The organism is Pseudomonas sp. H1_D05 (assembly GCF_054682705.1).
The window spans coordinates 1,270,884-1,285,270 of sequence record NZ_CP162825.1; the positions used below are offsets into that span (position 1 = coordinate 1,270,884).

General features: G+C 59.8%; 11 protein-coding genes. 8 read left to right on the top strand and 3 right to left on the bottom strand.

What is annotated here, in order from left to right; all coding sequences use genetic code 11:
* Positions 1–75: 75 nt before the first annotated feature.
* Entirely contained in the window at positions 76–1,131 is a 1,056-nt protein-coding gene (gene bioB / locus AB4O11_RS05845) for a biotin synthase BioB (protein ID WP_007910031.1), read from the bottom strand.
* 91 nt (positions 1,132–1,222) lie between these two features.
* Between bioB and AB4O11_RS05850 the strand changes: the two genes are divergently transcribed.
* The 5 genes from AB4O11_RS05850 (at position 1,223) to rarD (ending at position 7,118) form a co-directional block, all read left to right on the top strand.
* Positions 1,223–1,957, top strand: coding sequence for a double zinc ribbon domain-containing protein (locus tag AB4O11_RS05850; RefSeq protein ID WP_460130331.1), 735 nt, complete (start codon positions 1,223–1,225; stop codon positions 1,955–1,957).
* A gap of 187 nt (positions 1,958–2,144) precedes the next feature.
* Entirely contained in the window at positions 2,145–2,909 is a 765-nt protein-coding gene (locus tag AB4O11_RS05855) for a TOBE domain-containing protein (RefSeq protein ID WP_099757351.1), read from the top strand.
* A gap of 70 nt (positions 2,910–2,979) precedes the next feature.
* A complete protein-coding gene (locus AB4O11_RS05860) occupies positions 2,980–4,881 on the top strand; it encodes a PhoX family protein (protein ID WP_460130332.1) in 1,902 nt (633 codons plus the stop codon).
* 169 nt (positions 4,882–5,050) lie between these two features.
* Positions 5,051–6,025 carry a serine/threonine protein kinase gene (locus tag AB4O11_RS05865; RefSeq protein ID WP_460130333.1) on the top strand — a complete coding sequence of 325 codons (975 nt, stop codon included), beginning with the start codon at positions 5,051–5,053 and terminating at the stop codon, positions 6,023–6,025.
* A 205-nt stretch (positions 6,026–6,230) separates the two neighbouring features.
* A complete protein-coding gene (gene rarD, locus AB4O11_RS05870; RefSeq protein ID WP_460130334.1) occupies positions 6,231–7,118 on the top strand; it encodes an EamA family transporter RarD in 888 nt (295 codons plus the stop codon).
* A gap of 223 nt (positions 7,119–7,341) precedes the next feature.
* Here the strand turns inward: rarD and AB4O11_RS05875 are convergent, their stop codons facing one another.
* Positions 7,342–7,860, bottom strand: coding sequence for a glycine cleavage system transcriptional repressor (locus AB4O11_RS05875; protein ID WP_093429935.1), 519 nt, complete (start codon positions 7,858–7,860; stop codon positions 7,342–7,344).
* 504 nt (positions 7,861–8,364) lie between these two features.
* Between AB4O11_RS05875 and AB4O11_RS05880 the strand changes: the two genes are divergently transcribed.
* Positions 8,365–10,542 carry a malate synthase G gene (locus tag AB4O11_RS05880; protein WP_460130335.1) on the top strand — a complete coding sequence of 726 codons (2,178 nt, stop codon included), beginning with the start codon at positions 8,365–8,367 and terminating at the stop codon, positions 10,540–10,542.
* A gap of 333 nt (positions 10,543–10,875) precedes the next feature.
* On the opposite strand, the gene AB4O11_RS05885 is transcribed toward AB4O11_RS05880, so the two are convergent.
* Positions 10,876–11,322: a response regulator gene (locus AB4O11_RS05885; protein ID WP_093429933.1), complete on the bottom strand. Its 447-nt coding sequence runs from the start codon at positions 11,320–11,322 to the stop codon at positions 10,876–10,878.
* Between the two features lie 259 nt (positions 11,323–11,581).
* Between AB4O11_RS05885 and AB4O11_RS05890 the strand changes: the two genes are divergently transcribed.
* Together AB4O11_RS05890 and AB4O11_RS05895 are read left to right on the top strand one after the other, a co-directional pair.
* On the top strand, positions 11,582–13,516 hold the full coding sequence (locus AB4O11_RS05890; RefSeq protein ID WP_460130336.1) for a DUF294 nucleotidyltransferase-like domain-containing protein: 1,935 nt from the start codon (positions 11,582–11,584) through the stop codon (positions 13,514–13,516).
* Positions 13,513–14,220, top strand: a complete 708-nt coding sequence (locus AB4O11_RS05895; RefSeq protein ID WP_099757355.1) for a 3'-5' exonuclease — start codon at positions 13,513–13,515, stop codon at positions 14,218–14,220. Before AB4O11_RS05890 ends, AB4O11_RS05895 begins: the two co-directional genes overlap by 4 nt.
* Positions 14,221–14,387: the final 167 nt, after the last annotated feature.

Here is a 14,387-nt window from a genome sequence, read left to right on the forward strand (position 1 = left end):
ACTGAGGCACCGCTTTCGCGAGCAGGCTCGCTCCCACAAGGGGTTTTGCATTCCTTCAGAGGAATCCGCGCAGCTTTAAACCGCGGCGTTGTAGAACTGCTCGCTGCTCTTCTGCTCCACCAGCGCCTGTTCGATTGCCGCCTGGTGAACCTCATCGGAATGTTCTTCACGAGCTTCCGGCTGAATGCCCAGACGCGCGAACAACTGCATGTCCTTGTCCGCCTGCGGGTTGGCGGTGGTCAGCAGTTTGTCGCCGTAGAAAATCGAGTTGGCGCCGGCGAAGAAGGCCAGGGCCTGCATCTGCTCGTTCATCGCTTCGCGGCCGGCGGACAGGCGCACGTGGGATTGCGGCATGAGGATGCGGGCCACGGCGAGCATGCGGATGAAGTCGAACGGATCGACGTCTTCGGCGTTTTCCAGCGGGGTGCCGGCAACCTTCACCAACATGTTGATCGGCACCGATTCCGGATGCTCCGGCAGGTTGGCCAACTGGATCAGCAGATTGGCGCGGTCATCCAGCGACTCGCCCATGCCGAGAATGCCGCCGGAGCAGATCTTCATCCCCGATTCACGCACATAGGCCAGCGTTTGCAGACGTTCGCTGTAAGTACGGGTGGTGATGATGCTGCCGTAGAACTCCGGCGACGTGTCGAGGTTGTGGTTGTAGTAATCGAGCCCGGCCTTGGCCAGTGCTTCGGTCTGATCCTGGTCGAGACGGCCAAGAGTCATGCAGGTTTCCAGGCCCATGGCCTTCACGCCTTCGACCATTTTCAGCACGTACGGCATGTCTTTCGCCGACGGATGTTTCCACGCCGCGCCCATGCAGAAACGTGTCGAACCGATAGCCTTGGCGCGTGCAGCCTCTTCGAGGACCTTCTGCACTTCCATCAGCTTTTCTTTTTCCAGGCCGGTGTTGTAGTGACCGGACTGCGGGCAGTACTTGCAGTCTTCCGGGCAGGCGCCGGTCTTGATCGACAGCAGTGTCGACACCTGAACGCGGTTGGCGTTGAAATGTGCGCGGTGCACCGTTTGCGCCTGGAACAGCAAGTCGTTGAATGGCTGTACGAAGAGTGCTTTGACTTCGGCCAGAGACCAGTCGTGACGCAGGGTGGCGGTGGTGCTCGCGCTCATGGGTAGTTCCTTGGTTATGCTTGGCTGGCGGCTGCGGGAACGGAATACCCACAGGCGCGACACGGATGTTCGGCATATTTAAGGAAGAGTCATGCGCTGTCAACCACGATACGAAGGACAGGTTTACATCTGTTTAAATAATGCACAGACCTGCTTACTTTGCGATGAGCCGGCAGAAGCAGAAATGCCAATCTGCGTGGCCTGCGAAACGGATTTGCCCTGGCTCGGCGACCACTGCCAGACCTGCGCCTTGCCACTCTTCGCCGCCGGCCTGACCTGTGGCGAGTGCCTGCTAGAGCCGCCGGCGTTCGAACAGGTGGTGGTGCCGTGGCGCTACGGCTTCCCGGTCGACAGTTTGATTACGCGTTTTAAACACAACGCAAAATGGCCGTTTGGTCACCTGCTCGCCGACGTTCTCGGGCAATACCTGCAACATCGCTTCGATGAGGGGTTGCCGAGGCCTGATGTGTTGTTGCCGGTGCCGCTGGCGAACAAACGTCTGCGTCAACGCGGGTTCAACCAGGCTGCGATGCTGGCGCGGTGGTTGAGTCAGTCACTGGATCTGCCGTGCGAAGAACGGGTTCTGCGGCGAATCAAGGATACCGGTGCCCAGCAGGATCTCGACGCCAAGGCGCGTAAACATAATCTGCGCAATGCCTTCAGCCTCATGCCGGATGCGCGCATAAAAGACCGACATCTCGCGCTGGTTGACGACGTATTGACCACTGGCGCGACCGCACAGGCTCTCGCCCGGTTGCTGATGAACGCAGGCGCTGCGCGGGTTGATGTCTATTGCCTGGCCCGCACGCCAAAACCCGGAAACTGAAGCCAACGCAATGTTCATGTGGGAGCGAGCTTGCTCGCGAAGGGGCCAGCACATTCAAAATCAATGTTGACTGACAAGCCGCTTTCGCGAGCAAGCTCGCTCCCACAGGGTTCTGCGTCAAGCTTGACTCTCGCGTTGCGAGCGGCCAACTTCCTCCTCCACCGCCACAGCAAAAAAGCACCCATTCATGTCCATGCCTTCCCTGCTCTCCCAGCACATCGTCCGCCGTCCGCAGCGCATCGCCCTGCTGCAACATATCGCCGAACAGGGCTCGATCACCCGCGCGGCGAAAAGTGCTGGCCTGAGCTACAAAGCGGCATGGGACGCCATCGATGAGCTGAACAACCTCGCGCAGAAACCGCTGGTCGAGCGCGCCGTCGGTGGTAAGGGTGGCGGCGGTGCGAAACTCTCCAGCGAAGGCGAGCGCGTTTTGCGCCTGTACCAAAAACTGCAGGCCTTGCAGGCCCAGGTGCTGGAGGCAGCGGAAGACGCCAGTGATCTGGATCTGCTCGGTCGTTTGATGCTCAGAACCAGCGCGCGCAATCAGTTGCACGGCAAGGTCGTGGCGATCGAAGCGCAGGGCCGCAATGACCTGATCCGCCTCGAACTGGCCGAAGGCCTGTGCCTCGACGCGCAGATCACCCACGACAGCACCGTGCACCTGGAGCTGCAAGCCGGCACCGAAGTGGTGGCCCTGATCAAGGCCGGCTGGCTGGAATTGCTCAGCAATGAGCAGCCTGCAACGTTTGGTCACAATCTTCTCAACGGCACCATCGAAGCGATCCTCGACGCCGAGGATGGCCCGAGCGAAGTGCGCATTGCCCTGCCCAACGGCCATATCCTCTGTGCCCTGGCGGAACCGTTGGACCTGCGCACTCGCGGGTTGGGCATCGCACAACCAGTGCAGGTGCAGTTTTCGCCGTCCAACGTGCTGCTCGGCACGCCGCTGTAATCAGGCGCTGCAACGAAAGCGTCATCGACGCTCATTAAGGTGGCTGCCAAAACCAAGCAGGGAGCCTGATGTGAGCCTATTAGAAGAAAACCAATCCACTGACCTGGAAAAAATGGTCGGCCTCAGCCGTCGCGGTTTCATCGGCGCCGGCGCGCTGTGCGGCGCGGCGATGTTCCTCGGCGGCAGCCTGTTGAGCCGCAGCGCGCTGGCCACTGGCGTCAGTGCCGGCAACAGCCGTCTGCTCGGTTTCGAGAGTATTCCGGCGGCAACCACCGACGTCATCAGACTGCCCAAAGGCTACAAGTCTTCGGTGCTGATCAGTTGGGGCCAGCCCCTGCAAAAGAACGGCCCGGCCTTCGACCCGAGTGGCAACGGCACCGCTGCCGCACAGGAAGTGCAATTCGGCGACAACAACGACGGCATGAGCCTGTTCGCCTTCCCCGACGACCGCAATCGCGCGCTGATGGCGATCAACAACGAATACACCAACTACCGCTACCTCTATCCGCACGGCGGCATGCCGCAATCGGCCGAAGACGTGCGCAAGGCGCTGGCCTGCGAAGGCGTCTCGGTGATTGAAGTGCAACGCAAGAACGGTCAATGGCAGTTCGTTCAGGGTTCGCGCTACAACCGCCGCATTCACGGCAACTCACCGCTGCGCATCAGCGGCCCGGCTGCCGGTCACGACTTGATGAAAACGGCGGCCGACAAACACGGCAAGAAAGTCCTCGGCACCTTCCAGAACTGCGCCAACGGCAAAACGCCGTGGGGTACTTACCTGACCTGCGAAGAAAACTTCACCGACTGTTTCGGCAGCAGCAATGCCCAGCAACAGTTCGACCCGGCGCAGAAGCGTTACGGTGTCTCGGTCGCCAGCCGCGAGATCAACTGGCACCCGTACGACCCGCGCTTCGACATGGCCAAGAACCCCAACGAACTCAACCGACACGGCTGGGTGGTCGAGATCGATCCGTTCGATCCGCAATCGACCCCGGTCAAACGCACCGCACTGGGCCGCTTCAAGCATGAAAACGCCGCACTGGCCGAGACCGACGACGGTCGCGCCGTGGTGTACATGGGCGACGACGAGCGTGGCGAGTTCATCTATAAATTCGTCAGCCGCGACCGCATCAACCATCGCAACGCCAAGGCCAACCGCGACATCCTCGATCACGGCACCCTGTACGTGGCCAAGTTCGATAATGGCGACAGCAACCCCGACCACCCGAAAGGCCAGGGCCAGTGGATCGAGCTGACCCACGGCAAAAACGGCATCGACGCCAGCAGCGGTTTCGCCGATCAGGCCGAAGTGCTGATCCACGCGCGCCTCGCCGCCAGCGTGGTTGGCGCGACGCGCATGGACCGTCCGGAGTGGATCGTCGTCAGTCCGAAGGACGGTCAGGTCTATTGCACCCTGACCAACAACGCCAAGCGCGGCGAAGACGGGCAGCCGGTGGGCGGGCCGAACCCGCGCGAGAAAAACGTCTACGGGCAGATTCTGCGCTGGCGCACCGACCGTGACGATCACGCCTCGAAGACGTTTGCCTGGGACCTGTTTGTAGTCGCCGGTAATCCGGGCGTGCATGCCGGGACGCCGAAGGGTGGCTCGAAGAACATCACCCCGCAGAACATGTTCAACAGCCCGGATGGCCTGGGTTTCGACAAGGCCGGACGCTTGTGGATTCTCACCGACGGTGATTCGAGCAACACCGGCGACTTTGCCGGGATGGGCAATAACCAGATGCTTTGCGCCGATCCGAAGACCGGTGAGATTCGCCGATTCATGGTCGGGCCGATTGGTTGTGAGGTGACGGGAATCAGCTTCTCGCCGGATCAGAAGACGTTGTTTGTCGGGATTCAGCATCCGGGGGAGAACGGCGGTTCGACCTTCCCCGAGCATCTGCCGAATGGCAAGCCGCGGTCTTCGGTGATGGCGATCACTCGCGAGGATGGTGGAATCGTCGGCGCCTGACAGGCCCTCATCGCGAGCAGGCTCACTCCTACATTTGGAATGCGTTCGTTCCCCTGTAGGAGTGAGCCTGCTCGCGATGGCTTCAGCGAAGACACTAACCACCTCCCCGCTGCCATCTGCGCTACCATGCTGGGCCGGACGCGGCAGCCTGCTGCGCGCAGGAGTCAGCATGGCCCACCCGTTTGAAACCCTTACCCCCGACCTCGTGCTCGATGCCGTTGAAAGCATCGGCTTTCTCAGTGATGCGCGCATTCTGGCGCTCAACAGCTACGAAAACCGCGTCTATCAGGTCGGCATCGAAGACTCCGAGCCGCTGATCGCCAAGTTCTATCGCCCGCAGCGCTGGACCAACGAAGCCATTCTCGAAGAACACAAGTTCACCTTCGAACTGGCCGACGTCGAAATCCCCGTGGTGGCGCCGCTGATCCACAACGGCGAAACCCTGCACGAACATGCCGGTTTTCGCTTCACTCTGTTCCCGCGTCGCGGCGGTCGTGCGCCGGAGCCGGGCAACCTTGATCAGTTGTATCGCCTCGGCCAGTTGCTCGGGCGCATCCACGCGGTCGGCGCGACCAAGCCGTTCGAGCACCGTGAAGCCCTCGCCGTGCAGAACTTCGGCCACGCTTCGCTGAGCACCTTGCTCGAAGGCAACTTCATTCCGAAAAGCCTGCTGCCAGCCTACGAGTCTGTCGCCCGCGACCTGCTCAAACGCGTGGAAGATGCCTACGCCAACACGCCGCACCAGAACATCCGCATGCACGGCGACTGCCACCCCGGCAACATGATGTGCCGCGACGAGATGTTCCACATCGTCGACCTCGACGACTGCCGCATGGGCCCGGCGGTGCAGGACATCTGGATGATGCTCGCCGGTGATCGTCAGGAATGCCTCGGACAACTGTCGGAATTGATGGACGGCTATAACGAGTTTCACGACTTCGATCCGCGCGAACTGGCGCTGATCGAACCGCTGCGCGCCTTGCGCCTGATGCACTACAGCGCCTGGCTGGCGCGGCGCTGGGATGACCCGGCGTTCCCGCACAGCTTTCCGTGGTTTGGCACCGAGCGTTATTGGGGTGATCAGGTGCTGGCGTTGCGTGAGCAACTGTCCGCGCTGAATGAAGAGCCACTGAAACTCTTCTGATCCACCAATATCCTTGTGGGAGCGAGCCTGCTCGCGAATACGGACTGACATTCAACAGTGATGTCGACTGAAACGACGCCTTCGCGAGCAGGCTCACTCCCACAATTGTCCGGTGTTCACAATTTCCCGACCATTGCGCTACGGCATTCGTAGACAAATCTCCTTACAATCCCTCCTTTGTTAGCTGCCTAAGCAAGGATTCTGCATGCAAGCCGCCAACCCGCGTCGCGGGTACATTCTGGGCCTGAGCGCCTACATCATCTGGGGCCTGTTCCCGATCTACTTCAAAGCCATCGCCGAAGTGCCGGCCGTTGAAATCATCATCCATCGAGTGTTGTGGTCGGCGCTGTTTGGTGCGTTGTTGCTGATGGTGTGGAAACACCCGGGCTGGTTGCGCGAACTGCTCGACAACCCTAAACGCCTGGCGATTCTGGCCCTGAGCGGCACGTTGATCGCGGCCAACTGGCTGACCTACGTGTGGTCGGTGAATAACGGGCGCATGCTCGAAGCGAGCCTCGGCTACTACATCAACCCATTGGTAAACGTGCTGCTGGGGATGTTGATTCTCGGTGAACGCTTGCGGCGGATGCAGTGGCTCGCGGTCGGCCTGGCGGCGGTTGGTGTGGCGCAGCAGGTATGGCAGGTCGGCAGTCTGCCGTGGGTATCGCTGGTGCTGGCGTTGACGTTCGGCTTCTACGGTCTGATCCGCAAACAGGCGCCGGTCAAGGCGTTGCCGGGACTGGTGGTGGAAACCTGGATGCTGGTACCGATCGCGATTGCCTGGCTGCTGTTCAATCAGACCGCGACCAGCGCCCAACCGGAGTTCTGGACCACCTCGCAAGCCTGGTGGCTGGTAGCGGCCGGCCCGGTGACACTGGTGCCGCTGGTGTGTTTCAACGCTGCCACGCGTCACTTGCCCTACACCACCATCGGCTTCCTGCAATACCTGGCGCCGACTTTGGTGCTGCTGCAAGCCGTGCTGCTGTTCGGTGAGCATCTATCGTCCAGCACACTGGTGGCGTTTATCTTCATCTGGGCCGGCCTGGCCGTTTACAGCGTCGACGCGGTGATCAGTTTACGCCGGCGCAACTGATCAAAAAACGTACAAACCCTCACAGGCCATGGTTCTCGTGGCCTGCATCGTTTCTTCCCAAGGTTATCCACAACGTGATCCCCGCCGTTTGTGTGCAAGTCACTGAATGTTGGCGGTTTTTTGATCAGTTCCGCGCAAGCCCCGGCCGGCTTGGCGCTGCGCCCGGTCTCTACAGGTTATCCACAGGCAGGTGCACGTTAAAACTGGATAACCCGGTCAGCGCTTAACTGTCTGTGCGTAACACCAGTTCGACCATCAGATCATCGGCCAGGGTTTCCAGCCGCGACTGCAATACATCCAGCGACAGGGTTAGCGGTACCGCGAGAATCGCTTCGGCGTGGAACAGCGGTTCGCTGCTCATCGGTGCCGGACGCACTTCAGTCACCAGCCGCTCAAGGTTGACGCCCTGCTCGCTCAACAGCCGGGTGATGTCGCGAACAATGCCGGGCCGGTCATTGCCCACCAGTTCCATGGCGATCGGTTTCCAGGTACAGGATTGTTCGATACCGCTCTCGGCGATCAGCACGCGAATGCCGTGCGTCGACAATGCTTGTAAGGCATCGACTAATTCGTCGTAAGCCTCTGCCGGCACCCCCACCCGAAGAATCCCGGCGAACTGCCCGGCCATCCGCGACATGCGGCTTTCCAGCCAGTTACCGCCGTGTTCGGCAATGCATTGGGCGATGCGCTCGACCTGCCCGGGCTTGTCCGGGGCGAATACGGTGAGTACGAGATGGTCCATGGCGCAGCCCTCTTGTCATGACTTTTGTTATAGAAGGGGGAAGTATAGGCAAGGGTCGATTTTGCGTTGAGGCGACCGACGCTTTCGCGAGCAAGCTCGCTCCCACAAAAACCGGTGCCATAGCAGCCAATTACTATTTATGTGTACAACTTTTTATATTTAGCTGGAACAATCCATCTGTTTTTTGAGAACATCCCGTTCCGCGATGTGACCGCAATGCGACATGAGGTCGCAGAACGACGTAATTAGTCTGATTTTCACAAGCGCAACTCATCATGTAGTATGCCGCAGCGCGCACTACATAACGCTGGATCGATGTCTGCCCAAAGCCTGTTCGCAACCCTGAAAGCCCCGTCAGCAAGGCCCCAAGCCGTTGATTGGTCCCAGCCCAGCCGCCAGCAATGGCATGTACTGGTCGGCAGGTTTGTGGTTTAAATGGCCAGAGGCTTCATTGTCAAATTGAAGAGCTGAAAAGCGAAATAGCTGAGCAGAGTGAGGCAAGCAATGACTGAACACGTTCAAGTCGGTGGCCTGCAGGTCGCCAAAGTCCTGTTCGACTTCGTGAACAACGAAGCCATTCCCGGTACCGGCCTCACCGCCGAAAAATTCTGGGAAGGTGCCGACAAGGTCATTCATGACCTGGCGCCGAAGAACAAAGCCCTACTCGCCAAACGCGATGACTTCCAGGCTCGCATTGATGCCTGGCACCAGGAACGCAACGGTCAGGCGCACGACGCCGTGGCCTATAAAGCCTTCCTGCAAGAAATCGGTTATCTGCTGCCAGAAGCGGCTGATTTCCAGGCAACGACGCAAAATGTCGATGATGAAATCGCCCGTACCGCCGGCCCGCAACTCGTGGTGCCGGTGATGAACGCCCGCTTCGCTCTCAATGCCTCGAACGCCCGCTGGGGTTCGCTGTATGACGCCCTCTACGGCACCGACGCGATCAGCGAAGACGGTGGCGCGGAAAAAGGCAAAGGCTACAACAAGGTGCGGGGCGACAAAGTCATCGCCTTCGCCCGTGCCTTCCTCGACGAAGCCGCACCATTGGCTGCTGGCTCCCACGTCGATTCGACCGCCTACAAAATCGCTGACGGCAAACTGCTGGTCACCCTCAAGGGCGGCAGCAACACCGGCCTGCGCGACGATGCACAACTGATCGGTTTCCAGGGCGACGCCAACGCGCCAATCGCCATTCTGCTGAAACACAACGGTCTGCACTTCGAAATCCAGGTCGACGCCAGCACCCCGGTTGGCCAGACCGACCCGGCCGGCGTCAAAGACATCCTGATGGAAGCGGCTCTGACCACCATCATGGACTGCGAAGACTCCGTGGCTGCCGTCGATGCCGACGACAAAGTGGTGATCTACCGCAACTGGCTCGGCCTGATGAAGGGCGATCTGTCGGAATCCGTTTCCAAGGGCGGCCAGACCTTCACCCGCACCATGAACCCGGATCGCACCTACACCGCGCCAAATGGCGGTGAAGTGACGTTGCACGGTCGTTCGCTGTTGTTCGTGCGCAACGTTGGCCACTTGATGACCATCGACGCGATCCTCGACAGTCAAGGCAACGAAGTGCCGGAAGGCATCCTTGACGGTCTGGTCACTTGCCTGGCGGCGATGCACAACCTCAACGGTAATACCTCGCGTCGTAACACCCGCACCGGCTCGGTCTACATCGTTAAACCGAAGATGCACGGCCCGAAAGAAGCAGCGTTCACCAACGAGCTGTTCGGCCGCATCGAAGACGTGTTGGGCCTTACGCGCAACACCCTGAAAGTCGGGATCATGGACGAGGAGCGCCGCACCACGGTCAACCTCAAGGCCTGCATCAAGGCCGCCAGCGAGCGCGTGGTGTTCATCAACACTGGTTTCCTCGACCGTACCGGCGACGAAATCCACACCTCCATGGAAGCCGGCCCGGTTGTGCGCAAGGCTGACATGAAGGCTGAGAAATGGATCGGCGCCTACGAAAACTGGAACGTCGATATCGGTCTGAGCACCGGCCTGCAAGGTCGCGCGCAAATCGGTAAAGGCATGTGGGCGATGCCCGACCTGATGGCCGCGATGCTTGAGCAGAAAATCGCGCACCCGTTGGCCGGTGCCAACACCGCTTGGGTGCCGTCGCCGACTGCTGCTGCGCTGCACGCGCTGCACTACCACAAGGTCGACGTGTTCGCCCGTCAGGCCGAACTGGCCAAACGTACTCGCGCCTCGGTGGACGACATCCTGACCATTCCGCTGGCGGTCAATCCGAACTGGACTCCGGAGCAGATCAAGAACGAACTGGACAACAATGCCCAGGGCATTCTTGGTTATGTGGTGCGCTGGATCGACCAGGGTGTGGGCTGCTCGAAAGTGCCGGACATCAATGACGTCGGCCTGATGGAAGACCGTGCCACGCTGCGTATCTCCAGCCAGCACATCGCCAACTGGCTGCGCCACGGTGTCGTCACCGAAGCGCAAGTGATGGAAAGCCTCAAGCGCATGGCGCCGGTGGTGGATCGTCAGAACGCCAACGACCCGCTGTACCGTCCGCTGGCACCGAACTTCGACAGCAACATCGCCTTCCAGGCGGCGGTCGAACTGGTGATCGAAGGCACCAAACAGCCGAACGGCTACACCGAGCCGGTGCTGCACCGTCGTCGTCGCGAGTTCAAGAAGGCCAACGGCCTGTAACTTGCTCTGAATGCCGGACATGAAAAAGCCCTGATCGAAAGATCAGGGCTTTTTTGTTTGTGCTGTGGATTGGATTTTTGTGGTGGGCTTGAGATCCATCCCCCTCACCCCAGCCCTCTCCCCCAAGGGGTAGAGGGGGAAAGGGGGCCGATCTATGTGCTTTTCAAAATCTGAGCTCGGCTCAGGAATTGCCAAGGGTAGAGGGGGAAAGGGAGCCGATATTGGTGCTATTCAAAACCTGAGTTCGACTGAGGAATTTCAGGTCGGTGTACCTCGAACATTCACCGCGGTCAGTCCCCTCTCCCCCTGGGAGAGGGCTAGGGTGAGGGGCTTTTAAGGATCAATACCCAACTCGTGTTTGACCAGACCGAGCAACTTACCCGTATCAATCGGCTTGAGCAAAAAATCCACCACGCTCAAATGCATCGCCGCAATCGCATCTTTCACATCCGCATCGCCGGACACGATGATGATCGGCAGCGCCGCCCGCACCGATTCGCGCACCTGGCGAATCAGCTCAAGGCCACCGACATGGCCCATGCGCAGATCGGTAATCACCAGCCCGATCGACGGTTTTTCTTCGAGCATCTTCAGCGCCGTCTCACCACTGGCTGCGGTCATGCACCGAATGCCATCCAACGCGAGAATCTCCGACAACAGCTCCCGGGCGTCCTTGTCGTCATCGACGATCAGTACACGCTGCGGTGGCAAATCGGGTTCGAGCATTACAGCGCTGAGCGCTTCACGCTCGGCGTCGCTCAAAATATCGTGGTCGGACATGGCGTTCTCTACGTTTTCAAATCAATCACCTGGCACAGTCGTCAGACATCGCTAAGCAGAGCTTCAATGTGCACTTCGTCGGATTTTTTTCCAAGAGGCTGGCGGGCGAATTTCCGACTGTTTTTGTAGGGCACTTCCCAAATGTGCCCAACGGCAGCTCAAACCTAGACTTACGTCCAATGGGCACCCCGCCCGCAGGGGTCGACCATGGTCAGAACGATCCGACAACAACAATTCGAAAAAGACTGCGGTAATGGTTATGAGTAAAGCGGACGCCTTCACCCAGGCAGGGAAAACCGCGGTATTGCAGAACATTCAGGGCACCCTGCAATTCCTCCAGCGCTTCCCGCCCTTCAATCAGATGGAACACGCCCACCTGGCTTATCTGGTGGAACAATGCCAGCTGCGTTTCTACGGCCAGGGCGAGAGCATCATCAAACCTGCCGACGGCCCGGTTGAACACTTCTATATCGTCAAGCAAGGTCGGGTGGTCGGCGAACGTCAGCACATCACCAAGCCCGGCACCGAGACCACGTTTGAAATCACCACCGGCGAATGCTTTCCGCTGGCCGCGCTGCTCGGCGAACGCGCAACCCGCACCGAACACTTGGCCGGCGAAGACACCTTCTGCCTGCAACTGAACAAACTGGCGTTCATCAAGCTGTTCGCCCTCTCCAACGCCTTTCGCGATTTCGCCTTGCGCGGGGTAAGCAGTCTGCTCGATCAAGTCAATCAGCAAGTGCAGCAGAAAGCCGTGGAAACCCTTGGCACCCAGTATTCGCTGAACACCCGACTGGGCGAACTGGCGATGCGTCACCCGGTGACCTGCAGCCCCGACACGCCATTGCGTGAAGCGGTGAAGCTGATGCATGAGCAACAGGTCGGCAGCATCGTGGCGGTAGATGAACACAAAGCCCCGCTGGGGATTTTCACCCTGCGCGATCTGCGTCATGTCGTGGCTGCGGGCGTCGGTGATTTCAGCGAGGCCATCGAGCGCCACATGACGCCTTCGCCCTTTTATCTTTCGCCGGATCACAGTGCGTTCGATGCGGCGATTGCCATGACCGAACGGCATATCGCCCACGTCTGTCTGGTCAAGGATCAGCGTTTGTGTGGCGTGGTCTCAGAACGTGATCTGTTTTCCCTGCAACGGGTCGACCTGGTGCACCTGGCCCGGACGATTCGCAGCGCCCAGCGCGTCGAACAACTGGTGAGCCTGCGCGGCGAGATCGGCCAACTGGTCGAACGCATGCTCGCTCATGGCGCGTCGTCGACGCAGATCACCCACATCATCACCTTGCTAAACGATCACACCGTGTGCCGGGTGATCGAGCTGACCCTCGCGGAAAAAGGCGACCCCGGCGTGCCATTCAGTTGGTTGTGCTTCGGCAGCGAAGGCCGTCGCGAGCAGACGCTGCACACCGATCAGGACAACGGCATTCTGTTCGACGCCCGCGATGCTGCGCATGCAGCAGAGATTCGCGGCAAGCTGCTGCCGATTGCGCAGCAGATCAACCAGAGTCTGGCGCAGTGCGGTTTCACTCTGTGCAAGGGCAACATCATGGCCGGCAATCCCGAGCTGTGTCTGTCGCGGGCAGAATGGGCGCGGCGCTTCGCGGCGTTTATTCGTGAGGCAACGCCGGAGAATCTGCTCGGTTCGAGTATTTACTTCGATCTGCGCGTGGTCTGGGGCGATGAAAAAGGCTGCGAACAATTGCGCCGCGGCATTCTCGATCAGGTCGGCGACAACCGTTTGTTCCAGCGCATGATGGCCGAGAACGCCCTGCGCAATCGTCCACCGGTGGGCCGTTTCCGTGAGTTTGTGCTGGCACGCAAGAATGGCGAGAAAGCAACGCTGGACCTCAAGGTGCAGGGGCTGACGCCGTTCGTGGATGGCGCACGCTTGCTCGCGCTGGCCAACGGTATCGACGCCAACAATACCCTCGAGCGCTTCCGTCAGTTGGTCGAGAAAGAAGTCATCGAGCGACTGGATGGCGCGGCGTATGAAGAGGCCTATCACTTCATACAGCAGACGCGCATGCAGCAGCATCAATTGCAGACGCGGGAGAACCTGCCCTATTCCAACCGCGTCGACCCGGACAGCCTCAATCACCTCGACCGGCGCATCCTGCGTGAATCCCTGCGCCAGGCTCAGCGTCTGCAAAGTAGCCTGATGTTGCGGTATCAGCTATGAGCCTGTTCTCGTGGCTGCGCCCGGCGAGTGCGGTGGTGCCGGTGGATTTTCAGCAGCGTCTGGCGCAGCTGCCGACGATTACCGAGCTGAGCGAATGCACACTGCGCGAACAACGCTGGGTGGTGCTGGATCTGGAGACCACCGGGCTGAATCTGAACAAGGACCGTGTGTTGTCGATTGGCGCGGTGGTGATCGAGGACGGCGCGATCGATTTCAGTCAGCAGTTCGAACGCACGCTGCAATGTCGCGAGCTGAAGCTCAGTCCCAGCGTGTTGATTCACGGGTTGGGGCCGAATGCGATTGCGGCGGGCAGTGAGCCGGTCGAGGCGTTGCTGGAACTCCTGGAATTTATCGGCGACAGCCCGGTGCTGGCGTTTCATGCGCCGTTTGATCAGCACATGCTCGGGCGTGCGCTGAAGGAACATCTGGGGCACAAGTTGCAGCAGGTGTTCCTGGATGTCGCCGACATTGCACCGCTAGTGTGCCCGCAAGCGAACATTCGTGAGGCCGGGCTGGATGAGTGGATCGACTGGTTCAAGCTTGAGGTGTTCGAGCGGCATAACGCGAGTGCCGATGCGCTGGCCACTGCAGAGTTGGCGTTGATTCTGTTCAGCCGGGCGCGGGGTCAGCAGATTCATAGTCCGTTGAATTTGCAGCAGCGGTTGAGTCAGTGGAAGCGGCGGCAGCAGACGCCTTCGTTTTAAATCAGAAGCCCCTCATCGGAACGCCGCCCGCCCAGCCCTCTCCCCGAGGGAGAGGGGAGCCTACCGAGGTGTCTCGGGTTTTCCATCGACCTGAGAAACCGAGTCGATTATGGATTCAGCAGAAATCTTTCACGTCGGTGTATTGCGACAATATCCCCCAATCGGTC